Annotated in this window: 27 protein-coding genes; 14 read left to right on the plus strand and 13 right to left on the minus strand. The window is 67.7% G+C overall.

What is annotated here, in order from left to right:
- Positions 1-478: ammonium transporter (locus AC04MI_RS08935; RefSeq protein WP_476497649.1), on the plus strand; the 478-nt coding region annotated here is incomplete at its 5' end.
- Positions 479-586: 108 nt separating this feature from the next.
- A complete protein-coding gene (locus AC04MI_RS08940) occupies positions 587-916 on the plus strand; it encodes a hypothetical protein (RefSeq protein WP_056742135.1) in 330 nt (109 codons plus the stop codon).
- 36 nt (positions 917-952) lie between these two features.
- Here the strand turns inward: AC04MI_RS08940 and AC04MI_RS08945 are convergent, their stop codons facing one another.
- On the minus strand, positions 953-1,303 hold the full coding sequence (locus tag AC04MI_RS08945; RefSeq protein ID WP_056057483.1) for an antibiotic biosynthesis monooxygenase family protein: 351 nt from the start codon (positions 1,301-1,303) through the stop codon (positions 953-955).
- Positions 1,304-1,317: 14 nt separating this feature from the next.
- Positions 1,318-3,009 carry a GMC family oxidoreductase gene (locus AC04MI_RS08950; protein ID WP_476497650.1) on the minus strand — a complete coding sequence of 564 codons (1,692 nt, stop codon included), beginning with the start codon at positions 3,007-3,009 and terminating at the stop codon, positions 1,318-1,320.
- Between the two features lie 286 nt (positions 3,010-3,295).
- On the opposite strand from AC04MI_RS08950, the gene AC04MI_RS08955 reads away from it, so the two are divergent.
- Genes AC04MI_RS08955 through AC04MI_RS08970 form a run of 4 tightly spaced genes read left to right on the plus strand, consistent with a single transcriptional unit; the run spans position 3,296 to position 7,008 of the window.
- A complete protein-coding gene (locus AC04MI_RS08955; RefSeq protein WP_395457650.1) occupies positions 3,296-4,420 on the plus strand; it encodes an MlaE family ABC transporter permease in 1,125 nt (374 codons plus the stop codon).
- A complete protein-coding gene (locus AC04MI_RS08960; RefSeq protein ID WP_395457652.1) occupies positions 4,417-5,292 on the plus strand; it encodes an ABC transporter ATP-binding protein in 876 nt (291 codons plus the stop codon). The genes AC04MI_RS08955 and AC04MI_RS08960 overlap by 4 nt, the downstream gene beginning before the upstream one ends.
- Complete coding sequence (locus tag AC04MI_RS08965; protein WP_121941715.1) at positions 5,292-6,260, plus strand: MlaD family protein; 969 nt, start codon at positions 5,292-5,294, stop codon at positions 6,258-6,260. Before AC04MI_RS08960 ends, AC04MI_RS08965 begins: the two co-directional genes overlap by 1 nt.
- 55 nt (positions 6,261-6,315) lie before the next feature.
- The gene (locus AC04MI_RS08970; RefSeq protein WP_436079292.1) at positions 6,316-7,008 is read left to right on the plus strand and encodes an ABC-type transport auxiliary lipoprotein family protein; all 693 of its coding nucleotides are present in this window, start codon (positions 6,316-6,318) and stop codon (positions 7,006-7,008) included.
- Between the two features lie 77 nt (positions 7,009-7,085).
- On the opposite strand, the gene AC04MI_RS08975 is transcribed toward AC04MI_RS08970, so the two are convergent.
- The 3 genes from AC04MI_RS08975 to AC04MI_RS08985 all read right to left on the minus strand — a co-directional run bounded on the left by AC04MI_RS08975 (position 7,086) and on the right by AC04MI_RS08985 (position 11,888).
- On the minus strand, positions 7,086-8,462 hold the full coding sequence (locus tag AC04MI_RS08975) for an NAD(P)/FAD-dependent oxidoreductase (RefSeq protein WP_476497651.1): 1,377 nt from the start codon (positions 8,460-8,462) through the stop codon (positions 7,086-7,088).
- A gap of 88 nt (positions 8,463-8,550) precedes the next feature.
- Positions 8,551-10,005, minus strand: a complete 1,455-nt coding sequence (locus AC04MI_RS08980; protein ID WP_476497653.1) for a DUF1501 domain-containing protein — start codon at positions 10,003-10,005, stop codon at positions 8,551-8,553.
- A gap of 8 nt (positions 10,006-10,013) precedes the next feature.
- Positions 10,014-11,888 (minus strand): DUF1800 domain-containing protein, encoded by a 1,875-nt coding sequence (locus AC04MI_RS08985; protein WP_436079290.1) that lies wholly within the window; start codon positions 11,886-11,888, stop codon positions 10,014-10,016.
- A gap of 371 nt (positions 11,889-12,259) precedes the next feature.
- Here AC04MI_RS08985 and AC04MI_RS08990 point away from each other — a divergent pair, with 371 nt between their 5' ends.
- From AC04MI_RS08990 to AC04MI_RS09005, 4 genes are all read left to right on the plus strand, one after another.
- Positions 12,260-12,478, plus strand: coding sequence for a CsbD family protein (locus tag AC04MI_RS08990; protein WP_056057504.1), 219 nt, complete (start codon positions 12,260-12,262; stop codon positions 12,476-12,478).
- A 111-nt stretch (positions 12,479-12,589) separates the two neighbouring features.
- On the plus strand, positions 12,590-13,171 hold the full coding sequence (locus AC04MI_RS08995) for a hypothetical protein (protein ID WP_436079289.1): 582 nt from the start codon (positions 12,590-12,592) through the stop codon (positions 13,169-13,171).
- A gap of 167 nt (positions 13,172-13,338) precedes the next feature.
- Entirely contained in the window at positions 13,339-13,875 is a 537-nt protein-coding gene (locus AC04MI_RS09000) for a hemerythrin domain-containing protein (RefSeq protein ID WP_436079288.1), read from the plus strand.
- A 203-nt stretch (positions 13,876-14,078) separates the two neighbouring features.
- Positions 14,079-15,125, plus strand: coding sequence for a GGDEF domain-containing protein (locus tag AC04MI_RS09005; protein ID WP_476497654.1), 1,047 nt, complete (start codon positions 14,079-14,081; stop codon positions 15,123-15,125).
- Positions 15,126-15,229: 104 nt separating this feature from the next.
- Here AC04MI_RS09005 and AC04MI_RS09010 read toward each other — a convergent pair whose 3' ends face one another.
- Entirely contained in the window at positions 15,230-15,589 is a 360-nt protein-coding gene (locus tag AC04MI_RS09010; protein ID WP_476497655.1) for a hypothetical protein, read from the minus strand.
- Entirely contained in the window at positions 15,586-17,022 is a 1,437-nt protein-coding gene (gene creD, locus AC04MI_RS09015; protein ID WP_476497657.1) for a cell envelope integrity protein CreD, read from the minus strand. Before creD ends, AC04MI_RS09010 begins: the two co-directional genes overlap by 4 nt.
- 154 nt (positions 17,023-17,176) lie before the next feature.
- On the opposite strand from creD, the gene AC04MI_RS09020 reads away from it, so the two are divergent.
- Positions 17,177-17,716, plus strand: coding sequence for a hypothetical protein (locus AC04MI_RS09020; RefSeq protein WP_436079284.1), 540 nt, complete (start codon positions 17,177-17,179; stop codon positions 17,714-17,716).
- On the opposite strand, the gene creC is transcribed toward AC04MI_RS09020, so the two are convergent.
- The 4 genes from creC to AC04MI_RS09040 form a co-directional block, all read right to left on the minus strand.
- Positions 17,713-19,179, minus strand: coding sequence for a two-component system sensor histidine kinase CreC (gene creC, locus AC04MI_RS09025; protein ID WP_436079283.1), 1,467 nt, complete (start codon positions 19,177-19,179; stop codon positions 17,713-17,715). The two genes, AC04MI_RS09020 and creC, sit on opposite strands and share 4 nt — an antisense overlap.
- A gap of 66 nt (positions 19,180-19,245) precedes the next feature.
- Positions 19,246-19,956, minus strand: a complete 711-nt coding sequence (locus AC04MI_RS09030; protein WP_436079282.1) for a winged helix-turn-helix domain-containing protein — start codon at positions 19,954-19,956, stop codon at positions 19,246-19,248.
- 6 nt (positions 19,957-19,962) lie between these two features.
- The gene (locus AC04MI_RS09035) at positions 19,963-20,598 is read right to left on the minus strand and encodes a MarC family protein (RefSeq protein WP_476497658.1); all 636 of its coding nucleotides are present in this window, start codon (positions 20,596-20,598) and stop codon (positions 19,963-19,965) included.
- Between the two features lie 176 nt (positions 20,599-20,774).
- Positions 20,775-21,521 carry an SDR family oxidoreductase gene (locus tag AC04MI_RS09040; RefSeq protein ID WP_436079281.1) on the minus strand — a complete coding sequence of 249 codons (747 nt, stop codon included), beginning with the start codon at positions 21,519-21,521 and terminating at the stop codon, positions 20,775-20,777.
- A 122-nt stretch (positions 21,522-21,643) separates the two neighbouring features.
- Here AC04MI_RS09040 and AC04MI_RS09045 point away from each other — a divergent pair, with 122 nt between their 5' ends.
- Positions 21,644-22,333, plus strand: a complete 690-nt coding sequence (locus AC04MI_RS09045) for a dienelactone hydrolase family protein (protein WP_056057531.1) — start codon at positions 21,644-21,646, stop codon at positions 22,331-22,333.
- 113 nt (positions 22,334-22,446) lie between these two features.
- The gene (locus tag AC04MI_RS09050; protein ID WP_436079280.1) at positions 22,447-23,307 is read left to right on the plus strand and encodes an amidohydrolase family protein; all 861 of its coding nucleotides are present in this window, start codon (positions 22,447-22,449) and stop codon (positions 23,305-23,307) included.
- A gap of 75 nt (positions 23,308-23,382) precedes the next feature.
- Here AC04MI_RS09050 and AC04MI_RS09055 read toward each other — a convergent pair whose 3' ends face one another.
- The gene (locus tag AC04MI_RS09055) at positions 23,383-24,624 is read right to left on the minus strand and encodes a magnesium transporter CorA family protein (RefSeq protein ID WP_476497659.1); all 1,242 of its coding nucleotides are present in this window, start codon (positions 24,622-24,624) and stop codon (positions 23,383-23,385) included.
- 60 nt (positions 24,625-24,684) lie between these two features.
- On the minus strand, positions 24,685-25,692 hold the full coding sequence (hemB, locus tag AC04MI_RS09060; protein ID WP_476497660.1) for a porphobilinogen synthase: 1,008 nt from the start codon (positions 25,690-25,692) through the stop codon (positions 24,685-24,687).
- 317 nt (positions 25,693-26,009) lie between these two features.
- Here hemB and AC04MI_RS09065 point away from each other — a divergent pair, with 317 nt between their 5' ends.
- Positions 26,010-26,438 (plus strand): CopD family protein, encoded by a 429-nt coding sequence (locus AC04MI_RS09065; RefSeq protein WP_015012180.1) that lies wholly within the window; start codon positions 26,010-26,012, stop codon positions 26,436-26,438.
- The last annotated feature ends 14 nt before the right edge of the window (positions 26,439-26,452 follow it).

Consider the following 26,452-nt stretch of genomic DNA (forward strand, 5'->3'; position numbering starts at 1 on the left):
GTCGTGGATGCTGTCGTGGATGCTGGGTGAGTGGGTAGTGCGCGGGCGCCCGTCGCTGCTGGGGCTGTGCTCCGGCCTTGTGGCGGGGCTGGTGGCCATCACACCTGCCGCCGGTTTTGTCACGCTGCGCTCGGCCGTGGTGATTGGGCTGGTGGCCGGGCTGGCCTGCTACTGGGGCGCCACGGGGCTCAAGCGGCTGCTGCGGGTGGATGACTCACTCGACGTATTTGGCGTGCATGGCGTTGGCGGCATCGTGGGGTCACTGCTCACCGGCGTGTTGGCCAGCAAGACCGTGGGCGGGGTGGCGGGCAGCCTGCTGACCCAGGCCATCGGCGTGGGCGCTGTGGCGGCCTACAGCCTGGTGGTGACGGCCGCACTGCTGTGGGTCATCAACTTTGCGATGGGCCTGCGGGTGGACGAACAGAGCGAACAGACGGGGCTGGACATTGCCCAGCACCGTGAGCGCCTGGGCGGCTGAATGAGCCTCCGAGAGACCCGGCAGGCCTTCCCCGCTCCCGCATCGTTGTGCAACGCGGGCAAGCGGGTGCAGTCCGATCGATGACCTCAATGCATTAAGGAGCCGACCATGTCCGATTCCGACAAGCTGGCAATTGCCGCCCACCTGCATGTGCTGTTGCGGCGCAAAACGGGTCGCGTGACTGATACCGAATGGATGGCGGTCAACGCGGACTATGCGCAGGAGATCGTGCGGTTCGCTCGCCAGCGCGCTGTGGACGACAACGCGCCCGATCTGGCCGAGTGGGCCGACCGCCTGGAGCACGCCCTGCACGCCACTCCCCTTGCAGCGCCGCGCCGTCCGCTGCTGGACGTGGCTGCGCAGGCTGTGCGCTCGCGCCCCGCACCGCCCCCAGAGCCCGCGCCCGAGGTGCCGCGCTATGTGGGCGGCATCCGCTGAACGCTGCAGCGACCTGGGCGCCAGGGCTTGCAAAGATCAGTGGGGCGCAGTGCCTTGCGTGAACAGCCCGGCCGTGGGCAGCAGCCCGGTCAGCTGGTTGTCGCCGTAGGTGCGCAGCACCTGCGCAATCACCACCTGGTAGCCATTGAGCCACTGCGCCTGCGCGGCCTTGGCCTTCAGGTGCGCGGGGTGTTGCATCAGCGTTTGCAAGGCTTCCAGCGACTGCCAGTAGTACACGTTGGACACCAGGCCGTTGCCCGTGTCCGTCCAGGACTCCTCGCCCAGGTAGCCGTCGATGGAACGGGCGGCGGTGGCAATCGCCTCGTCCAGGCGGTGAAAGGCGTCGTCGAACTGTTTGGTCGCAAAGATGAAAGTGGAGGAGTACATCGGCGCGATGGTACTCACGCCGCCCGCCTTGCCTGGATGATCCACTCCGCCGCCTTCTCCGCCATCATCAGCGTGGGCGAGTTGGTGTTGCCGCTGGTGATGGTGGGCATGGCGCCCGCATCCACCACGCGCAGGCCGGCCACCACGCCGCCGCGCCGATTGCGCACGCGCAGTTGAGCATCCAGCACGGCCATCGGGTCGCCGTCGCGACCCATCTTGGTGGTGCCCACGGGGTGGAAGATGGTGGTGGCAATGTCACCCGCCAGGCGCGCCAGGTCTTCGTCGCTTTCAAACTGCACGCCGGGCTTCCACTCCTTCGGCTGGTACTTGGCCAGCGCGGGCTGGGCCACGATGCGGCGCGTGACGCGCAGGCTGTCGGCGGCCACCTGGCGGTCTTCGGGCGTGCTGAGGTAGTTGGGCGCGATGGCGGGCGCGACCTTGAAGTCGGCGCTCTTGATGTTTACCGTGCCCCGGCTSGTGGGGTTGAGRTTGCACACGCTSGCGGTRAAGGCCGGAAAGCTGTGCAGCGGMTCGCCRAASGCATCGAGCGACAGGGGCTGCACGTGGTACTCGATGTTGGGATAGGGCTGGTCTGGGCTGCTGCGGGTGAACGCACCGAGCTGCGAAGGCGCCATGCTCATGGGCCCGCTGCGCTTGAGCGCATATTCGAGCCCGATCTTGGCCTTGCCGACCAGCGAGTTGGCCATGGTGTTGAGCGTCTGCACCCCTTGCACCTTGAACACCGCGCGGATCTGCAGATGGTCCTGCAGGTTGGCGCCCACGCCGGGCAGGTCCACCGCCACATCGATGCCGTGCTTGCGCAGCAGTGCGGCGGGGCCGATGCCCGACAGCTGCAGCAGCTGGGGCGAGTTGACGGCGCCTGCGCTCAGGATCACCTCGCCCGCCGCGCGGGCCGTGACCATCTCGTGGCCGTCCCACACCWRCACGCCGGTGCAGCGCYGGCTGCCGTCGGGCTGGGTCTCGAYGAKSAGCTTGGWSRCMTGCGCGYTGRYCCACATCTCGAAGTTGGGCCGGCCRTAGCAGRYSGGSCGCARRAASGCCTTGGCGGTGTTCCAGCGCCAGCCGYTYTTCTGGTTGACCTSGAAATAGCCSACGCCTTCGTTGCTGCCGCKGTTGAAGTCGTCGGTGGCGGGGATGCCGGCCTGCTGCGCGGCGTGGGCAAAGGCGTCGAGCACGTCCCAGCGCAGGCGTTGCTTCTCCACCCGCCACTCGCCGGTGCTGCCGGTGGCCTTGTTGCCGTGCAGGCGTTTGAAATTTTCGTTCACGCCTCCGGGCTGGTCCAGGCGCCAGTGGTCTTCGTGGCGGCGGAAGTAGGGCAGGGCGTTGTCCCAGCGCCAGCTGGCGTCGCCCGTCAGCTSSGCCCACTGGTCRTAGTCGCGCGTCTGGCCGCGCATGTAGATCATGCCGTTGATGCTGSWGCAGCCGCCCAGCGTCTTGCCGCGTGGGTAGCGCAGGGTACGGCCGTTCAGGCCCGCGTCGGGCTCGGTGTTGTAGAGCCAGTCGGTGCGCGGGTTGCCGATGCAGTACAGGTAGCCGACGGGGATGTGGATCCAGTGGTAGTCGTCCTTGCGGCCGGCCTCGATCAGCAGCACGCGGTGGCGGCCGTCGGCGCTCAGGCGGTTGGCGAGCAAGGCACCGGCTGTGCCTCCGCCGATGATGATGGTGTCAAACGTGGTGTCGCTCATGGAGGAGGGGCGGTGCCGATCAAAGGTGGTAACGGTGGGCCATTGTGCGGATGGGGCAGGCCCTGTCGATAGGGTGTGTGCCTATTGCTACACTTTTGGTAGCTGCTGATGCTTGAATTGATTGCGCTTGGCGCTGATTTGATAATAATTACACGCTTCGCCGCCTGTCTGTGCTTGACAGGCTCGTGTCCGACAGCGCGTGCAGGATTCGCTCCGCTACCATGCACGCTCTTCCTTGCTGCTTCTTGACGACCCCACCCCTGCGGCTGCCCTGGCGGCCAGACCCATGACCGACCACGCTCCCCACATCGTTCGCGCCGATACGCCCCAAGGGCCGTGTGCGCAGCTGCGTGGGCGCTGGGGTGCGGCCGAGCTGGGCAACGCAGCGCAATGGGAGGCGGTGTCTGACCAGCTGCGCGGCGCACCCCCCGCACCCACGCTGGGCTGGGACCTGCGGGAGCTGCAGTGGCTGGACCATGTGGGCGCGCAGCTGCTGTGGAACCACTGGCAGCACGCCTGGCCCGCACAGCTGGCCTGCACCGACAGCCAGCGCACCATGCTGGCACGGGTGGCGCAGTTCACCTGTGTTGCACCGCCGCCTGAGCCTTGGCGCCTGGGCGAACAGGTCGATCACCTGGGCGTGYTGGTGCTGCATGGCGTGGACCATGCCCGCCACCTGCTGGAGATGGTGGGCCAGCTGGTGCTGGACCTGGGCCGCCTGGCACGCGCACCGCGCAAGGGGCCATGGCGTGATGTGTCCGGCCATCTGTACCGCATGGGCGCCACGGCGCTGCCCATCACGGCGCTGGTGGGGTTCCTCATCGGTGTGGTGCTGGCCTACCTGATGAGCCTGCAGCTGCGGCAGTTTGGTGCCGAGTCGTTCATCGTCAACATCCTGGGTATCTCGCTGATCCGCGAGCTGGGACCCATGCTGGCGGCCATTCTGGTGGCGGGCCGCTCGGGCTCGTCCATCACSGCGCAGATCGGYGTGATGCGSGTGACCGAGGARCTSGACGCCATGCGCGTGATGGGCATYCCGCACGGSTTCCGGCTGGTGATGCCGCGCACCTTGGCGCTGGCGCTGGCGATGCCGCTCATCAGCGTGTGGACCACGCTGGCGGCGTTGGCGGGCGGCATGCTGGCGGCCGACATCTCCATGGACATCTCGCCGTCGTACTTTGTGCAGGCACTGCCCGCAGCGGTAAAGATCGGCAACCTGGGCCTGGCCATGGCCAAGTCGGTGGTGTTTGGTGCGTTCATTGCGCTGATCGGCTGCCACTGGGGCCTGCGCGTCAAGCCCAACACCCAGAGCCTGGGCGAAGGCACGACGGCGTCGGTGGTGTCGTCCATCACCATGGTGATCATCGTGGACGCGCTGTTTGCCATAGCGTTCAAGAGCATCGGCATATGACTGAGCGCATCGCCAAGCCCGAACACATCGCCGTCGCGCCCGGTGAGCCGCCCATCGTGGATGTGCAAGGCCTCTGGACGCAGTTTGGCAAGGGCGACGAAACCTTCACCGTGCACCAGGACCTGAACTTCACCGTGCAGCGCGGCGAGATGCTGTCGCTGGTGGGCGGGTCGGGCACGGGCAAGACGGTGTTGCTGCGCCAGATCCTGGGCCTGGCCCGGCCCACGCGCGGGCAGGTCACCGTGCTGGGCCGGCCCGCGTCCGAGATGGGGCGCGAGGGGGCTGCCAGCCGGGTGGGCATGCTGTTCCAGCACGGTGCGCTGTTTTCGGCCTTCAACGTGCTCGACAACGTGGCCTTTGCACTGCGCGAGCAGGGCACGCTGCCGCCCGAGCTGGTGCGCGATGCCGCGCTGGTCAAGCTGCAGATGGTGGGTCTGCAGCCCGAACACGCCACGCGCATGCCGGCCGACCTGTCGGGGGGCATGGTCAAGCGCGTGGCGCTGGCCCGCGCGCTCATCATGGACCCACCGCTGCTGCTGCTGGACGAGCCCACGGCGGGCCTGGACCCGAGCAGCTCTGACGACTTCTGCGCGCTGCTGCGCGAGCTGCGCGCGGCGCTGGGGCTGACGGTGATCATGGTCACGCACGACCTGGATACGCTGTTCGCGCTCAGCACCCGCGTGGCGGTGCTGGCGGACAAGAAGGTCATCGTCACTGGTCCGCCGCACGAGGTGGCGCACTTTTCGCACCCGTTCATCGAGCACTTCTTCATGGGCGAACGTGGCCAACGCGCCATGGCCCCCGTGCCCCCTGTGCAGCAGGCCCCGGTGCAGACCGCTGCCGTGCCTGCGCCCGACAAGGAACATCCCTGATGGAAAACAAATCCCACGCCCTCGCCGCAGGCATCTTTGTGCTGGTGGTGGCCGCCATGCTGGCAGGCCTGGCCATCTGGCTCACGCGCGACAACGCCAACTACGAGCAGTACGAACTCTCCACCCGCGATGGCGTGAGTGGCCTGCAGCCCCAGGCCACCGTTCGCTACAAGGGCGTGGCCGTGGGCAAGGTCACGCGCATCGGGTTCGACCCCCAGGTGAGCGGCAACGTGCTGATCCGTATTGCGGTCAACGAACAAGCGCCCATCAGCCCCACCACCTTTGCGGTGCTGGGCTACCAGGGCGTCACCGGCCTGGCACACGTGCAACTGGACGATGCCGAGAAGCCCTACCCCGAGCTGCCCCCCGGCCCCAGCGGCCTGCCGCGCCTGCCGCTCAAGCCCTCGCCGTTTGGCAAGCTGGCCGAACAGGCGCCCGCCATCCTCGGCCAGGTCGAAGAGGCCACGCGCCGCATCAACCAGCTGCTAGGCGACAACAACCAGCAAAAGCTCACCGAGGCGCTGTCCAGCATCGGCCAGGCCGCCAGCAGCGTCAACACCCTGACCCAGCGGCTCGATGCCACCGTGGCCCAGCGCCTGGACCCGGCCCTGGCCGCGCTGCCGCCCCTTGCCAGCGATGCGCGCCAGACCCTGCAGTCATTGCAGCAGGCGGGCGCCAGTGTGTCGGCCCTGGCGGTGGATTTGGGCAAGACCAACCAGCGGCTCAACGCCGACGGCGGCCCCATTGACCAGATCACCGCTGGCACCCAGTCGCTGGCGCGCGCAGCGGACCAGTTCAGCACCGCGACCCTGCCCCGAGTGAACCGCGCCGCGGACGACACGGCCCGCGCCGCCCGCCAGATGGGCCGCGCTGCGGGGGGCATCAGCGACAACCCGCAGCTGTTCATCTATGGCTCGGGGCGCATCCCGCCCGGGCCGGGTGAGCCAGGGTTTGGCGGCGCCCCGTGAGCTGGACCCCCTCCCGCGCTGCATTGGTGGCGCAGGCCCTCTGTGAGGAGTGAACATGAATACTATTAAAAATATAGCAACCAAGGCATATTCATCTAGCGCTACCGTGCTGTGGGGCTGTGGTTTGGCGGCGGTGCTGCTGCTCACGGGCTGCTCAGCCCTGCCAGCGCCTCCGGCCCGCCCCGTGCTGTATGACTTTGGCCCCGGCCCGCTGGCCACCGTGCCCACCGACCGCCGTGCGCCCCTGCCTCCGCTGGCGATGGCCGATATGGATGCCCCCGGCCTGCCCGAGGGGGGGAACGCCGTGCTGTACCGCCTGGCCTATGCCGACGCCCAGCAGCTGCGCCCCTACAGCCAGGCCCGCTGGAGCCAGCCGCCTGCACAGCTGCTGCAGCAGCGCCTGCGCGAGCAACTGGGCCAGCGCCGCGCCGTGCTCAAGGCCGACGACGGCGCCGCCCAGGCCCGCGAGCCCGCCCAGGGCAACAAGTTGCCCCTGGTGCTGCGCACCGAGCTGGAGGAGTTCAGCCACCTGTTCACCAGTCCCAGCGACAGCGCCGGGGTGGTGCGCCTGCGCGCCACGGTGGTCGAGCTGACCCCGGCGGGCGAATCGCTGCGCGGCCAGCGCGTGTTCATCGTGCAGCAGCCCGCCAAGTCGGCCGATGCGGCGGGCGGCGTGGCCGCTCTGGCAGCGGCGTCGGGCCAGCTGGCCAGTGAGCTGGCAGCGTGGGTGGAGCAGGTGGGGCAGTAACGCAACAGGTCTTTGTGGCGAGAGCCTGCAGGCAAGGCACTGGCTTTGGCCGCTGCGCCACGCAGCGCGCGTGGCCGTCAGGTGCCCGGCGGTGTCGGGGACGGGGGCGCGGTCTCATGGCGTTCAATGCCCGTCACCACCCGCGCATAGCGTGCAAAGCTCCAGTACGCCCAGGCCCAGTCCAGCAGCACCACCAGCCGGTTGCGAAAGCCGATCAGGAAGTACACGTGCGCAAACAGCCAGAACAACCACGCAAAGTAGCCTGAGAACCGCACTGGCCCGGCGGGCGATGTGAGGTCCACCACGGCGGRGTTGCGGCCGATGGTGGCCAGGTTGCCGTAGTCGCGGTAGCGAAACGGCTGGGTGGGCTGGCCCGCCAGGCGGCGCAGGATGTTGGCCGCCGTGGCGCGGCCCATCTGCTTGGCGCCCGGCGACACGCCGGGCACGGGCGTGGGCTCATGGCCTGCCACGTGGCTCTTGGCTGCCGCCAGGTCGCCGATCACGCTGATCTCGGGGTGGCCCGGCAGCGTCAGGTCGGGCTCCACCACCACGCGGCCCGCGCGGTCGGTGCTGGCACCGGTGGCATCCGCCAGGTGGCGGCCCAGGGGTGACGCAGCTACACCCGCTGCCCATACAATGCATTTGCTATTTATTTGATAGCTGCTTGCGCTTGATGTACTAGCGCTTGCAGGCGATTCGACCTTCAAGCCATCGCTGTCGATGGCGGTGACGCGGGCGCCCAGGCGAACGTCCACGCCCAGCTTTTCCAGTTGTTCCTTGGCGCGCTGGCTCAGGGCCTCAGGCATGGCCTGCAGCACGCGTGCACCGCCTTCGAGCAGGATGATCTTCGCGCTCGCGGGGTCGATGTGGCGGAACTCGCCAGGCAGCGTGTGGCGCGCAATCTCTGCCAGCGTGCCGGCCATCTCCACGCCCGTGGGGCCTGCGCCCACGACCACAAAGTTGAGCCAGTCTGCGCGGCGTACGGGGTCGGGCTCCTTCTCGGCCGCCTCGAACGCCAGCAGGACGCGGCGGCGGATCTCGAACGCGTCGTCCAGCGTCTTGAGCCCGGGCGCATAGGCCGCCCACTCGTCGCGGCCAAAGTAGCTGTGCGTGGCGCCGGCGGCCACGATGAGGTGGTCATACGGCAGCGTGGCGCCGTCTGCCAGATGCACGGAGTGCTGGCCCACGTCGATGCGGATGACCTCGCCCAGCAAGGTGGTCACGTTGCGCTGCTGCCGGAACAGGTGCCGGATGGGCGCCGCAATGGCCGGGGCTGACAGCCCGGCCGTGGCCACCTGGTAGAGCAGGGGCTGGAAGAGGTGGTGGTTGGTCTTGTCCACCAGGGTCACATCCACCGCCGCGCTTTTGAGAGCCCGGGCGGCTTCAAGGCCGCCGAACCCGCAACCGATGATGACCACGCGGGGGCGAAGCGGGGAAGCAGAGGGAGTCGTCATGCTGCCATTATTGGGGAGCCGGGTGGTGGCCCAGGCCCCTGCCGTGTTCGCGACCTGCAGGCCCCCGGGTCACGGGGGCTCCATCGAGTTACAGGAACCCCAGATCCACTGGGTAGTCCGGCCGGCCTGCCGCTGCGCCAAAGTGCGTGATGTTGGGCAGCACTCCCGCCATTTCGTTGTCGGCCACGCCAAACCACTTGGCCAGGGTGGCGGCGTACTGGTCCACCGAGGTGGACGGCAGGAGGCGGCCCTGGCCCACGTGCCACTGGTCTTCGGGGGCGGCCGTGTTGGTGATGCTGACCGGCGGCGCGCTGCCGTAGAAGGCCTTGCCTTTGACGGCTCCGCCGACCACCAGGTGATGGCTGCCCCAGCCGTGGTCCGAGCCATCGCCGTTGGAGCTGAGCGTGCGGCCAAAGTCGGACGCGGTGAACGCCGTGACTTTGTCGGCCACTCCCAACTCCACCGTGGCGTTGTAGAACGCGGTCATGGCCTCGCTCACGCGCTGCATCAGTACCGGCTGTTGCGCGATGAGGTTGTCGTGCAGGTCAAAGTCCCCCAGCGACACCAGGAACACCTGGCGTTTGCTGCCCAGGCTGGTGCGCGCGCCAATGAGGCGCGCCACCATCTTGAGCTGGTTGGCCAGGGAGTTGTTGTTGGGGAAGGTGGTAGCCAGCGTCACGCCCGCGATCCCGTTGGTGATCTGGCTTTCGGCTGTCACGGCGCGGGTGGTCACGCGGTTGTATTCGTTCTCCAGCGTTTGCGTGCGTGGCTGCTGGATGAGCGACGCGAGCGCACTCTGCACCGCAGAAGAACCGTACACCCGGTTCTTCACACCGTTGATGGCCACGGCCCCGTTGGTGCTGACCTGGTACTGCAGCGCCGAGTCGCCCGACAGGAACACCGCATTGCCCGTGACCGAGATGCAGGTGAACAGCGAATTGCCGTTGGAGGACAGCGCCAGGTCGCCAATGTTGCCACCCCAGCCCACGGTGGAGCCCTCGGGCGAGGATGACTGCCATACCGACTGCTGGTCGTTGTGCGAGAACAGCTTGGGCGGCACGGGGTAGGTGGCGCGGTCGGCACTGTTGTACTGCGCGCGGGTTAGCGGCACCACCAGCGGGCCCACGTTGAGCTGCACGGCCGCCTTGCCGCTGTTGAACAGGCCGGCCAGCCCCGTCATGGCCGGGTGCAGCGCGTATTGGCGGCCGCCAGGCAGCGGCGTGGTGGGTGTCAGCAGCGTGGGGGCGAGGGCTGCCTTGGCCAGCGCGATGCCACCCGCCGTCTGGCCTGAGCCACCGCCTCGGATGGTGTTGTAGCGGTTGTAGCTGTCGTCGTCGTAGGTGACCACGGTGTTGGCATAGTCGTTGCCGCCGTACAGAAACACGCAGACCAGCGCCTTGTAGTCGGTGGCGTTGAAGGCCGCCGCCTCGCCCATGGCAGCCAGGTTGAGCGCAAAGGGCAGGGCCGTGCCCGCAAGGCCCAGCTGGGTGGAGCGGCGCAGAAACGCGCGGCGGGTGTGGAGTTCGGGTTGAAGCAGGTGCATGGCAGGGCTTACTTTTGAACGAGGTATTCGGCCGAAGCCATGACCAGGAAGACGGCGGCCGCCACGCGGTCGAGCTTGACGGCGTCGGTGCTGGCGGCGGTGACGGGCGTTGCCTTCAGCGCGTCCGCAATGAGCTTGACGGTGGCTGCGGACAGCTGGCCTGCGCACATCAGCAGGTTGATGCGTGCGACCAGTGCGTCCGCATCCGCCACGATGGCCAGCTCGTTGGCGTAGCTGGCCTTGATGTCGTACCCGTTGTTGGAACTGCTGGCATTGTTGGGCAGCTCCGGGGCATTCACAAAGATGCCGTTGCGGATCACGCCCTGCATGTAGTTGAGGTAGCCCCCCACGCTGCTCTCGTTGACCAGCTGGAACTCGGGTGCCACGGCGCCCGCTGCCGCCAGGGCCGTGGATGGTGGAACGTAGCCTGGGCGGAAGAAGTTGAACACCGAGGGCGAACGCAGCGGGCTCTGGCCCAGGCGCGAGCCGGGGTCGCTCAGGTCGCCGATCTTCCAGCTTCCCTGCACCGAGTTGATGCCAAAGGTGCGGCCCCACTGCACAAAGCGCAGCATGGGCTCGCGCAGCTTGCCAAAGCCAGGCTGGGTCAGCCCGGTGGGCGAGCGTGCCTCGTCGTCCAGCAAGATGGCCTTGACCACTGCGCGCAGGTCACCCCGCACGCCGGCGCCGTTGTTGTTGAAGGCGGCTGCCACCCGGGCCACGTAGGCGGGTGACGGGTTGCTGGTGACCAGCCGCTGGATCAGCTGCTTGCCGATGAAGGGGCCCACGTTAGGGTGGTTGAACAAGGTGTCCAGCGCGGTCTTGAGTGCCGCGGCGCCGGGCGTGTTGGCGGGCACGGTGGTGCCCAGGAAGGTGGCGGCCAGCGTGGAGTGGCGCGATGCATTGAGCGCCATGGGCAGCCGCGCAAAGGTGGTGTTGGAGACCACCCGTGTGGTGCCTGGCACGGTGGTCGGCACGTTCTGCGTCTGGTCGTAGTCGTAGCCCGTGAACACGCGTGCCAGATTGGTCACGTCGTTCATGGTGTAGCTGTCAATGGGCTTGCCGGCGCCGTCTTTCTTGGGGGTTCCGTCCAGGTTCAGCTCGACCAGTCCGATGGACATGAGCTGCATGACCTCGCGGGCATAGTTTTCGTCGGGCTGGCGGCCCGTGGCGGCGTTTTCCTTCTGGTTGCCACGGGTGTTGAGGTAGTAGCCCATGGCCGCGTTCAGCGTCACGTTCTCCAGCACCGAGCGGTAGTTGCCAAACGCGTTGTTCACCAGCTGGTCCCAGTACCAGGCCATGGCATGGCAGCGCCAGGTGATGTCCACGCCGCTGAGCGAGACCACGCAGATTTCGGACAGTGCCAGCGCCACCCGCTTGCGCAGACCGTCCGGCGACTTCATGAGCTGGTACCAGATCATGTAATCGGCAGGGTAGGAGTTGTCGTAGTAGGCCGTGTCGTTGCTGATGTCTGCGTAGCCGCGCTGGTTCAGCCAGTCCCAGCCGCCCTGGCTGGGGCCCGCATTGAACTGGCTCTCCAGCCAGTCGGCGTAGGTGGTGGTGCGCAGCGCCGCGATTTCGGCAGTCGATGCCGAGAACTGGGCCTGCAGCAGAAAGCGGGCGGCCTCGTTGTCCGTGCCGGCGGAGGGATGGGCGTAGTTGCCCAGCGAGGGGGTGGATGGCGCAGGTGCACTGGGTGTCCCCGTGCCTGGCGCGCTGTCGCCACCGCCGCCTCCGCAGGCGGCCAGGGCGGTGGACGCAAACAGCGCGGTCAGCAAGGGCGCGTGGGCCCTGCTGGCGGTGGTGAGGTTTTCGGGGGGGAGGGGCAGGCCCTCTGGTGCCTCTGCAACCGCGGTTGTCAGAGTCTCCTCGTATCGATGTGTCATGGTGGTCGTGGTCAAAAAGTCTGCCGCTGGCAGCACAGCCATGACTAAATCACACGCCACGCCCGCCTGGAAACACAAGTGTTACCAAGCGAAACACGCCTATGAAATGCCCGCTGCGCCGGCGGCCTGAATGATGGGCCATTGCAACACTTTGTACCTTGCATGGAGGCCTCGCTCGTCTTCGCCAGAGGGTGGGAGCCACTGCATCGGCGATGTCCGTCACGCCCGTAGTCCTGTGCTGACGTGTGCTGCGTGGCATGGACTACGGCGCCGTCGCCAGATCATTTTTACAGTGAATTCCATCGCATCACGCAAAGGTTCCACGCACTCCGAGTGGATGGCTGAAGCGAAGTTTTTTGAGGAGTCACACCATGAATGAAGACACCATCAAGGGCAACTGGAAGCAGTTCAAGGGCAAGATGATCGAGCAGTGGGGCAAGCTCACGAACGACGACTTCGATGTCATCGACGGCAAGCGCGAACAGTTCCTGGGCAAGCTGCAAGAGCGCCAGGGCATCGCCCGCGACGTGGCCGAAAAGCAGCTCAAGGAATGGCAAGACCGCCACCCCGACTTCCGCTTCAACGACTGATAGCGCCACCGCGCTGCGGGGCCTTCGCCCCGCGCCCCGCCAGGGCACGCCTGGCACACCACCCCCACAAGATTCACATCTATTGCATTCATTTCCATCGAGGAGAAAACCATGACATTCCAACGCACCCTGATCGCCGCCTGCGCCGCCGGTCTGATGGCTACCACCGCTTTTGCCATGACCCCCGCAGAGCACAAGGCCGCCAAGGACAGCATCTCGGCGGACTACAAGATGAACAAGCAAAAATGCGATGCCCTCAAGGCCAACGCCAAGGACATCTGTATGAAGGAAGCCAAGGGCACCGAAGACGTGGCCAAGGCCGAGCTCGAAGCCCAGTACAAGCCCAGCGCCAAGGCCAGCCAGAAGGTGGCTGAAGCCCGTGCCGACGCCGCCTACGCTGTCGCCAAGGAAAAGTGCGACGACCTGACCGGCAACGCCAAGGACGTATGCGTGAAGGATGCCAAGGCTGAGCATGTGAAGGCCAAGGAAAACGCCAAGGTGGCCGCCGCCCAGGCCAAGCCTGCAGACACAGCGGCCGAGAAGGCCGCCAACGTGGCCGAGGCCCGCAAGGACGCCACCGCCGCGAAAAATGAGGCCAACTACAAGGCTGCTAAGGAGCGCTGCGAGACGATGACTGGCGACCTCAAGTCCAAGTGTGTGGACGACGCCAAGCGCATGTACGGCCAGAGCTGATGGGGCGGGCGCTGAGCGCCCAGGTCCATTGCACCACCAGGCCCTGCCCGCCGCGCGCGGTGCAGGGCCTGGCTGCGTATGGCGTGGCCATGACCTGCATCAACACCCGGCCGGGCCGGGGCTTCTAAGCTCGCACCTTCGTTTGATCTGCCCGCCCAAGGAGTCCCATGGCCCACCTCGAATGGTCTGATGCGTTGAACCTCGACCTGCCCCTGATGGATGACACCCACCGGGAGTTCGTCGACTTGCTGGCCGCCGTGGACCAGGCCGGTGACGCCGACCTGCTGCCCCGCTGGCGCGCGCTGGTGGAGCATACCGAGCAGCATTTCGGGCAGGAAGACGACTGGATGGCCTCCACCCGATTTGCATCGGGCAACTGCCACAGCATGCAGCACAAGGTGGTGCTGCAGGTGATGCGTGAAGGCACGGTCCGCGCCGAACAGGGCGACCTGAAGGTGCTGCGCGTCATGGCCAGCGAGCTGGCGCTGTGGTTTCCGCAGCATGCGCAGAGCATGGATGCCTCGCTGGCCTTGCACCTGCGCCGCGTGGGGTTTGACCCTGTGACCGGCGTAGTGCACGCGCCCGGTGCGTTGCCGGGAGCGTTGATCCACGGTTGCGGTGGGGCCACGTGTTCGGACACCGACGCCCCGGGTGCCAGCGAGCCCGCTGCCCAACGCGATATCGCGCCCGCTGTGGCTGCCTGACAGCGACGCAGCTGCGCTGTCTGCCCGCAGCGGCAAGCGTCAGCAGACGCTGAACGAACAAACGAGAGGCAGGCACGGCACGGCCAGAGCACCACTCTGGCGTGACCCGGGGGCCATCGGGCTTCCACCCGTGCAGCCGTCCTGCTTGTGTGGCATGCTGCCCCATCTCAAGGCAATTGGGGGCGGCGCGGCCGCTTCGCATCATGGCCGACACCACCCCTCCCGACGACCCCTGCGACGACACGGCCCGTCTCCAGGCCCTGCAGCGCTACGGCATTCTCGACACGCCCATGGAGCCCGCCTACGACGAGCTGGCCGACCTGGCGGGCTACGTGTGCGAAGCGCCCGTGGCATTGATCAGCCTGCTGGACAGCCAGCGCCAGTGGTTCAAGGCCGCCCGTGGGTTTGCGCTGCGGGAAACCCCGCTGAGCGAGTCGGTGTGCCGCTATGCCATCCGCCAGTCCGGCGTCTTCATCGTGCCCGACCTGGCACAAGACCCGCGCTTTGCGCACTATGCGATCGTCACGCAGAAGAACCCACTGCGCTTTTACGCCGGGGCGCCGCTGGTCACGCCCGATGGTTTTGTGCTGGGTACGCTGTGCGTGCTGGACCACCGGCCGCGCGAGCTGTCAGCCAAGGTGCAGGACCTGTTGTCCGCCCTGGCGCGCCAGGTGATCCGGCTGCTGGAGCTCAAGCGTGCCAACGACCGCCAGGGCCAGATGCTGATGGAGCTGGAGGCGGCGCGCCACCAGATGGACGTGCTCGCCCACACCGATGTGCTGACCGGGTTGGCCAACCRCCGCTCGTTCACCGATCGCCTGCGCCAGGAATGGGCACTGCTGCAGCGCGGCAATGAGCCAGCCAGCCTGCTGATGATGGACCTGGACCACTTCAAGCGCGTGAACGACGTGTACGGCCACCATGTAGGTGACCAGGCCCTGCAGCTGTTTGCCACCCTGTGCCGCGACGTCTTCCGGGCGGCCGATGTGCTGGGGCGCTGGGGGGGCGAGGAGTTTCTGGCCCTGTTGCCCGCCACCGGGCTCGACCAGGCACAGGTGGTGGCCGAGCGTGTGCATGCGGCGCTGGCCGCCCACCCGTTGCCCGGCATCGAGCCGGCGCTGGTGCTGTCGGTCAGCATGGGGCTTACCCTGTTCGACCCGCTGCGGCCGCTGGACATCACCCTGCGCCTGCTGGACTCTGCGCTCTACACCGCCAAGCGCGAGGGGCGCAGCCGCACCGTGGTGGTGTAGATGCTCTGTTTTTGATAGCTGCCGGCGCATATTGCACTAGCGTTACCACCCGTTTTTACTAAAAATTGTGCCCCAGGGGCCTGCGCACGGCCCCCGGGACACCTTCAGAACTCCGGGCGGCGCGGCAACAGCAAGGCCGCGGTGCGCCACGCCAGGTCGCGCAGCGCCCGGCGCAGGGCGGGCGAATCTRCAGCGCCGCTTGCAGGCCCTCCGTGGCTGTGGTCCGCCTCGGCACGGTGGGGGCAAAAGGCTGCGTCCAGCACCTGCTGCTTGGCGCAGTGCAAGGCCAGCCGGTCCTGCGACCGCAGGGCCGCCATCAACTGGTCGCGGTGGCGCTGCACGCGGGCCGATTCGGCGGCGGTCAGCGCAGGGCCCCTTGCGGGGTCGGTGCTGGCGGGCGGCGTCAGGGCCTGGGCCTGCGCCAGGTACTGGGCCCAGCGGGTGGTCTGCGCGGCGGCGTTCATGCAGCCTCCGCGCGGGGGGCTGCGGGGCGCTGCATGGGCGGCATGGTGGGGCGCGGGGGCGTGCCGCCTTGCGACAGGCCGTACCAGTTCACCTTGCGCGTCAGCACCATCACCGCTGCCAGCACCAGGAAGAGCGCAATCGCACCCACCACCAGCGCCGTCTGCTCCAGCTGCAGCAGCACGTACAGCAGGCCATACAGCAGCGCAATGCCCGCCCCCAGTGGCACACCGCGCGTGAGCCCGCCCAGCATGTGGCTGGCGTAATAGGCCAGCAGCAGCACACACGCGCTCGCGGCCACCGCGTACGAAATGCCAAACGGCAGGTGCTCCGACAGGCTCACCAGCAGCAGGAAGAAGCTGCACAGCGCGCTGCCCACCAGCAGGTACTGCACCGGGTGCACGCGCAGCTTCTTCATCAGCTCGAACAGGCCCACGGCCACGAAGGTGAGGGCGATGAACAGCACACCGTACTTGGTCGCGCGGTCCGACAGGGAATAGGGATTCACCGGGTCGATGAAGGCCACGCTGAAGCTGTCGGCGCAGTCGCCCGGCGTGGCCCCGCTGTGTGCATAGTCGCTGCCCTCATCCGCACCCAGGCAGATGCGCTTGCCGTTCGCAATGTCGGCCTGCGCCGTGGTGGCCAGCGACGACAGGCGCCACTGGGCCGAAAAGCCGGTCTTCTTGACCTCGCGTTCCGATGGCAGAAAGCGCCCGGCAAACGACGGGTGGGGCCAGCTGCTGGTCATCAGCACCTCGGTGTTGCCGCCCAGCGGTACGATGGCCAGGCGCTCGGTGCCCACCAGTTCCAGGTCCAGCGTGGCCGTGAGGCCGTCGGCCTTGCCACGCACGGATTCGGGCAGCACCGCGTGCAGGCCCCGGCTGTAGGTGGGGTGGAAGGTGCCAGGCTTGAGCGCCAGCGCCTGGCTGCCCATGGTGAACTGCGCAGTGCGGATGCCGCGTGCATCGCCCACGGCCATCATCACAATGGGTGCGCCGCAGTGCATGCGCGAATTCTTCATGCTGCTCTGCGGCAGCAGGCTGGCCAGTGAGCCCCATTGCGCCGTCACGTTGGCCTTGAGGTTGTAGGTGTTCACCTTGTGCAGCCCGCGTGCGCGTTCCTCCATCGCGGCGCCGGTGGTGAGCTTGAGCTGCTCGGGCATGGCGGTCAGGATGAACTCGCGGCGCCTTTCGACCATGCGGCGCTCGTCGCCCTTGCCGACTTCTTCATCCCAGCTTTCCACGCAGGCGCTGTGGATCATGGGGCCCATCAGCGTCTGCGGCCCCGCCAGGCTCTCGGCCACGCTTTGCGCGGTGATGCTGCGGTAGCGCAGCCGGTCGCGCACCACGTCTTCGATCAGGCCCAGGCCAAAGAGCAGCAACACGGTGATGGCGGTCAGCGCCGCCAGCTTGGTGAACAAGGGGTGTTTGAACAAAAGATCCTCCATAAGTGACTGTTGTGGAGGCAGTGTTGTGGCGCGCTGTGAGGGCGCTATGAAGTTTGTGAGGCCAGTGTGAAGTGGAGTGGGTGACGTGCGAAGTGAGGCGCTGGCAGAATCGATCGCCTGCGTCATATGACCGAGGAGTGCCATGCGAAAAACAGCGTCCCGCTTTATGCCCCCGGTGGCTGTCCACCCGCCATTGCGCTGGTCGGCGCGCTGTGTTCTGGTCGTTATGGCGGTGGCCTTCGGGGCCGTGTTCTGGATGCATCCCGTGGCGGTGGGCGGCCCGCTCCTGGCGCTTGGCAGTCTGGTGGCCGTCCTGAGCCGGCACGAGGCCCTGCGCTTGGCGCGCATGGCGCAAGGCCGTGCCGAGGAGACGATCTGCCAGTTTGCCCGCTCCATCGACTGCCGCCGGGTGGACACCTGGGTGGTGCGCGCGGTGTACGAAGAACTGCAGCGCAGCCTGTCTGCCGTAGTTGCCGTGCCTTTGAGATTGACCGACTACCTGCAGCGCGACCTGCGTCTGGACGCTGACGACCTGGATGACCTGGTCGTTGACATGGCCCAGCGGGCCCGCCGCAGCCTGGCCGACACATCGGCCAACCCCCTGTTTGGCAAAGTGACCACGGTGGGCGATCTGGTCGAATTTCTCCAGACCCAGCCCTGCCTCCCGAACAGCGCCGTCTAGGCTCGGCGGAACTCCAGCCCCACCCGCAGGCCCGGCGCCGTGTTGCGCGCCACCATCTGCCCGCCGTGCAGCGCCATCACGCGCTGCACAATCGCCAGCCCCAGGCCCGATCCGCTGCGCTCGCCGCCCGGCCGTGCGGTGGTGAAAAAGCGCTCGCCCAGGCGCGGCAGCGCGTAGTCGGGCACGCCGGGGCCTCTGTCTTGCACGGCCACCGTGGCGCCGTCCAGTTCCACCCGCACCGTGCTGCCTGCGGGCGCAAAGTCGATCGCGTTGTCCAGCAGGTTGGTCAGCGCCAGCGTCACCAGTTCGGCCTCCCACGGGCCGCTGGTGCCGTGCCCTTCCAGTGCCAACGTGATGCCGCGCTGCCCCGCGCGGGCGCGGGTCTGTGCAATGGCGGCCTCGGCGCAGTCGTGCAGCGCCACGGGCGCGCGGCCTTCGGCGTGCTGGCGTTGCTCCAGCTTGGACAGCTCCAGCAGCCGGTCGATGATGCGCTGCAGGCGTTCGCTTTGCTGCACCACCTGGGTCGCAAACTCGGTGCGGTCGGCGGCGGGCAGCTCGTCCTGCAGCAGCTCGCCCGCGCCCCGGATGGCGGCCACGGGGCTTTTGAGTTCGTGCGTGAGGGCGCGCACATAGCCCTCGATGTAGTCGCGCCCCTCCAGCCGCGCGCGCATGCGGTCCATGGCGCGGGCCAGGTCGCCCAGCTCGCCGGGCACCTCGGGAACGGCCAGGGCCGTGGGGGGCGGAAGAGTTGGGTCGTGGCGTTCGCCGTCGGCCGGGCCCTGCACGCTCAGGGCGTAGTCGCGCAGGCGGCGCACGTTCCACACCATCCACAGCGTCACCGCCACGCCCACGGCGGCCGAGAGCGCCAGCAGCAAAAGCCCGCCCATGAACACCTTGCGCTCGGCCCGGTCGATGAAGCGCTGCACCGTGCGCGTGGGCTTGGCCACGGTGAGCACGCCCGCGATCTGGCTGTTCACGTAGATGGGCGCGGCCACATGCATCACGCCGCTGGTGTCGTCATCTTCCACATCGCGCGTAGAGCGCGCGCCGTACTCGCCGCGCAGCGTGCGGGCTACGTCGCGCCACTGCGAATAATCGGCACCGATGGCACGGTTTTCCGAGTCGAACAGCACGCGCCCCGTGGTGTCGGTCACATAGATGCGGTAGTCGAGCGACTGCTTGGAAAAGCCCCAGATGGCCGCATCAACGGGCCGCGTGGCGTAGCGCCGCACATGCTGGGCAAACGGGCTGGTGCTGCTGTTGTTGGCCTGTGCCGCCAGCCGCCCGGCGGCCAGGTCCTCGCTGGCCAGCTCGGCCAGGATGTTGGCCGTGTCCACCATCATGTCTTCCATCACCTCGCGCACGCTGGGCTTGATCTCGGCCATGAACACGCGCAGCACAAAGAACGCGGCGATGCCGTTGATGAGGAAGAAGGCGAACAGCAGGCGGATGCCGAGGCGCATGGTGCGTTACTTCAAAAACAATAGCTGCCAGCGCTTTTCAGATGGGCGCTGGCAGCCAATTTGGCTTCAGATGTCCAGGCAGTAACCCATGCCCCGGTGCGTACTGATGTACTCGCGCGCCGGGTCCAGCTCGCGCAGCTTGGCGCGCAGGGTTTTGATGTGGGTGTCCACCGTGCGGTCGGTGCTTTCGCTGTCGTCGCCCCAGGCGGCGGCCAGCAGGGCGTCGCGCGAGTGGATGCGGCCTGCGCCGCGCAGCAGGTGGGCCAGCAGGCGGTACTCGCGCCGGGTCAGCGGCAGGGCCTGGCCGCGCAGGCTGATGCGCTGGCCCGTCTCGTCGTCGTGGAACAGCGCGGCGGCCGTGGCGGCGGGCGCTGCCGGGTGGCCGTTGCCATTGCCGTGGCCGTGGCCCGCACGGCGCAGCAGCGCCTTCACGCGCGCAGCCAGTTCGCGCGGACTGAAGGGTTTGGTGAGGTAGTCGTCGGCACCCAGCTCCAGGCCCAGCACGCGGTCGATTTCTTCGCCGTGGGCGCTGAGCATCAGCACGGGCAGAGCGGCGGTGGGCGCGGTGTTGCGCACATCGCGCAGCAGGTCCAGGCCGCTGCCGTCGGGCAGGCCCACGTCCAGCACCAGCAGGTCAAACCGCGCGCTCTGCAGCTGCTGGCGCGCGTCGTGCACCAGCAGGCTGTGCGTGACGGTCAGGCCATCGCGCTCCAGCGCATAGGCCACGGTGCGGGCGATGGCGGGGTCGTCTTCGAGCAGCAGCAGGCGGGCGGACATGGAGGGTCAGCGTGCGACGAGGATGGGGAACAGCTTGCCCAGCCCGTCGGCCATCACTTCCACGGCCAGCGCAGCCAGAATGAGGCCCATGAGGCGGGTCATCACATTGATGCCGGTCTTGCCCAGCACGCGCGCAATGGGGTCGGCCAGCGCAAAGCACACGGCCGTGGCCAGTGCGATGACCACGCCGTAGCCCACCAGCGCGGCGTGCTGCCAGAAGGTCTGGGCGCGGTCGGCATAAATCACCACGGTSGAYATGSTGGCCGGSCCGGTGAGCAGCGGAATGGTGAGCGGCACCACGGCAATGCTGCTGCCGGCGGCGGCCTTTTCGGCGCCTTCTTCGTATTCGTTGGTGCTGGGCTTGGCCTCGGCGGGCTGGGCGTTGAGCATGTTCATCGCGCTGATGAGCAGCAGCATGCCRCCGCCCACCTGGAAGCTCTGCAGCGAGATGTTGAAGAAGTCGAGGATCTGCAGGCCCAGCAGCGCACAGGCTGCAATTACGCAGAACACGCTGAAGCTGGCCACCTGGATGGTGCGGCGCCGCTGCGGGTACGAGAAGCCCTGCGTGTAGTGGATGAAGAACGGCACGATGGCCAGCGGGTTCACGATGGCCAGCAGGGTGATCAGGGGTTTGAGGTCCATCAGGGCGCTCCCAAGGGCAAGTGGGCAGGGTGGTTCTTCGGGGGGCTCAGGCCAACGGCGGATGAGGGTGGCGCAGCCCGGGCTGTGCGCGAGTATGCGGTGTTTTCTGCGCCGTTTGGCGGCCAAGCATGCTGCATTGCAGCGTGCCTGCCACGGGTGGCTCCGGGCCTTCTCTCCTAGCGCCCGCCCGACACATCCATCAAGGTGGCGGTGGTGTAGCTCGCTGCAGGGGACATCAGCCAGACGATGGCCTCGGCCACCTCGTCGGCCGTGCCGCCGCGCTGCATGGGCACCTGGTGCGAGAGGTCGCGCACGCGGTCGGGCAGCCCGCCGCTGGCGTGGATGTCGGTCTCGATCAGGCCCGGGCGCACGGCGTTCACGCGGATGCCCTCGGCCGCCACTTCGCGCGCCAGGCCGATGGTGAAGGTGTCGATSGCGCCCTTGGCGGCCGCGTAGTCCACATACTGGTGGGCCGAGCCCAGTCGCGAGGCGGCGCTGGACACATTGACGATGGCACCGCCGCTGCCGCCGTGGCGCGTGCTCATGCGCCGCACGGCCTCGCGGGCGCAGACGATGCTGCCGATCACGTTGGTGTCGAACATGCGGCGCAGGCGTTCGGTGCTCATTGCGTCCACCCGGGCGGTCACGTCCACCACGCCGGCGTTGTTGACCAGGGCGCTGATGCGGCCCAGCTGCGTGTCCACCGCCTGGAACATGGCCAGGATGTCGGCCTCGTTCGCCACATCGGCCTGCACGGTGATGGCGGTGCCGCCGTTTGCCCGAATGTCATCGACCACGCTCTGCGCGGCGGCCTCGTTGGCGAGGTAGTTGACGGCCACAGCCCAGCCATGTTTTGCGGCCAGCCGTGCGGTGGCGGCGCCAATGCCCCGGCTGGCGCCAGTGATTAGTGCGATCTTCTCCATGGGGTGGGGTCTCCTGCAAGAATGGCGCATTGGAACAGGTTCTGCCCCCCGCCGCGCAGCGCCCGCACCCATAGCGCGGACCCTCTGCGCACCATACGTACCAAATCCAAGGAGCATTCAGCATGGGACAGTTTGTCGATCTGACGTCGAGTGACGGTTTTGTGGCCCCCGCCTGGGTCGCCAGGCCCGAGGGCACGCCCCGTGGCGCTGTGGTGGTGCTGCAAGAAATTTTTGGCGTGAACTCGCACATCCGTTCGGTGGCCGACCGCTACGCAGCCAGCGGCTACCTGGCCGTGGCGCCATCCACCTTTCACCGCGTCAAGCAAGGGGTGGAGCTGGGCTACACCGGTGACGACATGCAGGCCGGCATGGGCCTGAAGGCCGCGGTCGAGGCCCTGCCTGCCCCGGGCGTGCTGCCCGACATCCAGGCCGCCATCGACTACGCCGCGCAGCAAAGCGGCGGCAAGGTGGGCATCGTGGGCTACTGCTGGGGCGGCCTGCTGACCTGGCGCTCAGCCTGCCTGCTGCAGGGCCTGTCGGCCGCCGTGCCGTACTACGGCGGTGGCGTGACCACGCCGGAAGAAGTGGCCCGCACCCCCAAGGTGCCGGTGCTGGCCCACTTTGGCGAGCGTGACCACTGGATTCCGCTCGACAGCGTGCAGGCCTTCGGCAAGGCCCACCCAGAGGTCGAAGTGCATGTGTACGCCGCCGACCACGGCTTCAACTGCGACCAGCGTGGCAGCTATGACGAGGCCGCCGCCAACACGGCGCGCGAGCGCACCTTGGCCTTCTTTGCCAAGCACCTGGGCTGAGACCGCCCCAGTGACAGAGACGGCGACACGGTAGCGAACGACCAACGGAGGGGGACATGGCGGATTTCAGGCTTTTTTGGTCCCAAGCGCCAGTCCGTCATGCGCTGGCAGCTATGGGTTTGATAGCGCTATGCGCCACCACCCACGCGGCCGACTACACCGGCCCCCTGTTTGACGCCCACCTGCACTACAACGAAGAAGCGTGGGACGGCCGCTCAGGCCCGCACCCACCCGCCGATGTGCTGGCGCGCATGAAGGCCAGCGGCGTGCGCGCCATCGTGGCCAACTCGCGGCCCAATGCCGGGTCGCTCACCCTGGCGGGCCTGCCGCAGACCCGTGAGGCCGGTGTGGCTGTGGTGCCGTTTGTGCGGCTGTACCGCAACCGCGCCGACTACACCGGCTGGTTTGCCGACGACACCATCTACGACATGGTGCAGACCGAACTGGCCCGGGGCACGCCGGCCGGCCCGTACCGGGGCCTGGGCGAATTCCACCTGTACGACAGCGCCAAYGCCAACGGCCCCGTGGCCAAAAAGCTCATGGCCCTGGCCGAACAGCGGGACTTGGTGGTGCTGGCCCATGTGGACGACACCGCCATCGACCTGCTGATGGCCCACACCCCGTCCCAAGGCCAGAAGGCCCGGCTGATCTGGGCCCACACCGGCATTGGCGGCGCGCCTGTGGAGCGGGTGGACGCGTTGATGGCCCGCTACCCTGGCCTGGTAGGCGAACTCTCGTACCGCCCCGGCCTGGTCTGCGACGACATCCAGCTGTGCCCCGCCTGGCGCGCGCTGCTGCTCAAGTACCCCACGCGCTTCGTGATCGGCTCGGACACCTGGGTCAACCAGCGCTGGCAGCACTACGAAAGCCTGATGCAGGGCTACCGCCAGTGGCTGGGCGGCCTGCCCGCCGATGTGGCGCGCAAGGTGGCGTGGGACAACGCGGCAGGGTTGTTTGGGGTGGCCCGGCCATAACGCACTGGAGCGCGCGCTCCTCGGTCTGGCTGACGCTCAGCGATACGGGCGCTGACCCAGCCGCTCAGGGGGATGTCACCGCGTCCTCGCCAGATAACGCTTGCGCCAGAACAGCAGCACCAGCGACACCGCGATGAACACCATCGACCCCATGGCCCACCAGAAGCCRTCGGCCTTGTGCACCAGCGGAATGAACTCGAAGTTCATKCCGAAAATGCCCGCGATCAGGTTCAGCGGCAAAAACACGGCCGTGAGCGCCGTGAGGGTGCGCATGATGTCGTTGGTGCGGTTGCTCTGCACCGAAAAGTGCATCTGCACGGCGGTTTCTGTGCTCTGCTCCAGGCGCCGCACGTGGTGCACCACGCGTTCGATGTGCTCCAGCACGTCGCGGCTGCGCACCTTGAGCAGGTCGAGCTCGCGCAGGCCCGCCGGGGTGTCGGGCAGGGCCCAGGTTTCCAGCGCGTCGATCCAGTCCTGCACGGCGGTGCGCTGGTCTTCGCAGATCTCGTCGAGCATGTGCAGCGACAGGCGCGCTTCGAGCAGCGAGGTCCAGTTCACGTACCGCGCGCGGGGTTTGAGCAGCTCGGTCTGCCAGTGGTCCAGCTGGCGGGTGAGCTCGCGGCGCAGGTCCAGGTAGCCGTCCACCATCTGGTTGACCACGCGCAGCATCAGGTCGGCCGGGCTGGTGGGCAGGCGCGAGCCCGAGATGGGGCTGCTGCGGCCTTCGCCCATGCCGGGGCCCGCGTGGGCGTTGCCGTGGGCGGCAGCATGGCTGGCGGTGGCGTTGGTGCCATTGCTATTGCCATTGGCCGGGGTGGCCGCCAGCAGCCGCGTCGCGTAGGCATCGCGCACCGCGCAGTCGGTGGGGTGCACGGTCAGCAGCAGCTGGTCGAACACCGCAAACCCCACGGGACTGGTGTCGATGCGCCGCAGCACGGGCGGGCCGCTGCGCTTGACCGGGGCGTTGGGGTTGTTGTCGGGCTCGGCGGCAACGGCCGGTGTGGCGGGAGCAGCAGGCCCGGGCTGCCCGGCCTGCGCAGCATCGCCCTGCACCGTGGCCAGGCGGCGGAACACCAGCAGGTCGTACTGCGAGGTGTAGTCGTAGTGCGAGGGCAACTGCGCGTTGAGCAGGTCGGMCACATGCAGGTCSACCAGCTGCAGCCCGATCAGCGCCTGCAGGCGGCCCTGGATCTCGGCGAGCCGCGCCTGAAAGGCCGGACGGGCGCAGGCGATCCAGAGGAAACCCTGCGCCGGCATCTGGGCGGGCAGGGCTGTCAGCTCCTGCACGCCGCTGCTGTGGATGTGAAAGATGCGCATGGACACCGTGGTTTCAATCAAAAGCGCCGGTAGCGCTAGTGGAATATGCGCTGACAGCTATTATTTTTGTAGCTTGCGTGCCACGTCGCGCGCAAAGTAGGTCAGCACGCCGTCGGCGCCTGCGCGCTTGAAGGCCAGCAGGCTTTCCATCATCACGGCGTCGTGGTCCAGCCAGCCGTTGGCGGCAGCGGCCTTGATCATGGCGTACTCGCCGCTCACCTGGTAGGCAAAGGTGGGCACGTGGAACTCGTCCTTCACGCGGCGCACGATGTCCAGGTAGGGCATGCCGGGTTTCACCATCACCATGTCGGCGCCTTCGGCGATGTCGATGGCCACTTCGCGCAGGGCCTCGTCGCTGTTGCCGGGGTCCATCTGGTACACGTTCTTGTCGGCCTTGCCCAGGGCGCCGCGCGTGCCCACCGCGTCGCGGAAGGGGCCGTAGAAGGCGCTGGCGTATTTGGCGCTGTAGGCCATGATGCGGGTGTGGATGTGGCCCTGCACCTCCAGCGCCTCGCGGATCGCGCCAATGCGGCCGTCCATCATGTCGCTGGGGGCGACGATGTCCACGCCCGCCTCGGCATGCGTGAGCGCCTGGCCAGTGAGGATCTCCACCGTCTCGTCGTTGAKGATGTAGCCGGTSTCGTCSAGCASGCCGTCCTGSCCGTGGCTGGTGTAGGGGTCSAGCGCCACGTCGGTCATSACGCCCAGGTCGGGAAACTCCTTCTTCAGCGCCCGCACCACGCGCGGGATCAGGCCGTCGGGGTTCAGGGCTTCCTTGCCATCCGGTGTCTTGAGCGACGGGTCAATCGCCGGGAACAGCGCCAGCACCGGGATGCCCAGCTTCACGCAGTCCGCGGCCACGGGCAGCAGCAGGTCCAGGCTCAGGCGGTCCACGCCGGGCATGGAGGTCACGGCCTCGCTGCGGTTCGTGCCCTCGTGCACGAACACGGGGTAGATCAGGTCGTCGGCGGTGACCACGTTCTCGCGCACCAGGCGGCGGGTGAAGGCATCGCGGCGCAGGCGGCGGGGGCGGTTCTGGGGGAAGGGGGCAGGGCTTTGGAGGTGCATCATCAGATTATGAAGCCCCCCTGTGGCGCTGCGCGCCTTCCCCCTGGGGGGACGCCACCCCTGGACCGGCAAAGCCGGATCCACGGTGGCACTGGCAGGGGTCGGTGGCGGTGGTTGGCGCTCTGTGGAAAAGCCGCTTGTAACCGCCCATGCCCAGTGCTAGATTGGTGCCGGGCGGCTTGCCGCCCCCCGCTTTTCCTCCCTGAGCGGGACCTGGGCTGCAGCGATGCGGCACAGGCTTTCCCGGCCCGGCGGATCTGCCGGGCTTTTTTTTGGTGTTGTCCCGTCGGAGTGGCGTAGGCCCGTAAACTGCCCCCATGCTCTGGGTCAAAGCCTTTCACATCGTTTTCGTGGCCAGCTGGTTTGCGGGCCTGTTCTACCTGCCGCGSATCTTCGTCAACCTGGCGATGGTGGCGCCCGGCTCGGCCGCCGAGCGCGACCGCCTGCTGCTSATGGCACGCAAGCTGATGCGCTTCACCACCCTGCTGGCCGTGCCCGCCATTGCGCTGGGACTGTGGCTGTGGCTGGGCTACGGCATCGGCCGGGGCCCCGGCAATGGCTGGATGCACGCCAAGCTGGCCGTGGTGGTGCTGGTCATCGGCTACCACCATGCGTGTAGCGTGCTGCTGCGCAAGCTGGCCGACGGCACCAGCCGCCGCAGCCATGTGTGGTTCCGCTGGTTCAACGAAGCGCCGGTGCTGCTGCTGCTGGTGGCCGTGGTGCTGGTGGTTGTCAAACCCTTCTGACGGAGACGCAGAGG

This window comes from Acidovorax sp. LjRoot204 (assembly GCF_056175785.1).

Excerpts from the sequence above, each read along its gene's own strand:
- AC04MI_RS08940 (WP_056742135.1), top strand. The coding sequence starts at position 587 with ATGTCCGATTCCGACAAGCTGGCAATTGCCGCCCACCTGCATGTGCTG.
- AC04MI_RS08945 (WP_056057483.1), bottom strand. The coding sequence starts at position 1,303 with ATGTACTCCTCCACTTTCATCTTTGCGACCAAACAGTTCGACGACGCC.
- AC04MI_RS08960 (WP_395457652.1), top strand. The coding sequence starts at position 4,417 with ATGACTGAGCGCATCGCCAAGCCCGAACACATCGCCGTCGCGCCCGGT.
- AC04MI_RS08965 (WP_121941715.1), top strand. The coding sequence starts at position 5,292 with ATGGAAAACAAATCCCACGCCCTCGCCGCAGGCATCTTTGTGCTGGTG.
- AC04MI_RS08970 (WP_436079292.1), top strand. The coding sequence starts at position 6,316 with ATGAATACTATTAAAAATATAGCAACCAAGGCATATTCATCTAGCGCT.
- AC04MI_RS08980 (WP_476497653.1), bottom strand. The coding sequence starts at position 10,005 with ATGCACCTGCTTCAACCCGAACTCCACACCCGCCGCGCGTTTCTGCGC.
- AC04MI_RS08985 (WP_436079290.1), bottom strand. The coding sequence starts at position 11,888 with ATGACACATCGATACGAGGAGACTCTGACAACCGCGGTTGCAGAGGCA.
- AC04MI_RS08990 (WP_056057504.1), top strand. The coding sequence starts at position 12,260 with ATGAATGAAGACACCATCAAGGGCAACTGGAAGCAGTTCAAGGGCAAG.
- AC04MI_RS08995 (WP_436079289.1), top strand. The coding sequence starts at position 12,590 with ATGACATTCCAACGCACCCTGATCGCCGCCTGCGCCGCCGGTCTGATG.
- AC04MI_RS09000 (WP_436079288.1), top strand. The coding sequence starts at position 13,339 with ATGGCCCACCTCGAATGGTCTGATGCGTTGAACCTCGACCTGCCCCTG.
- AC04MI_RS09020 (WP_436079284.1), top strand. The coding sequence starts at position 17,177 with ATGCGAAAAACAGCGTCCCGCTTTATGCCCCCGGTGGCTGTCCACCCG.
- creC (WP_436079283.1), bottom strand. The coding sequence starts at position 19,179 with ATGCGCCTCGGCATCCGCCTGCTGTTCGCCTTCTTCCTCATCAACGGC.
- AC04MI_RS09030 (WP_436079282.1), bottom strand. The coding sequence starts at position 19,956 with ATGTCCGCCCGCCTGCTGCTGCTCGAAGACGACCCCGCCATCGCCCGC.
- AC04MI_RS09045 (WP_056057531.1), top strand. The coding sequence starts at position 21,644 with ATGGGACAGTTTGTCGATCTGACGTCGAGTGACGGTTTTGTGGCCCCC.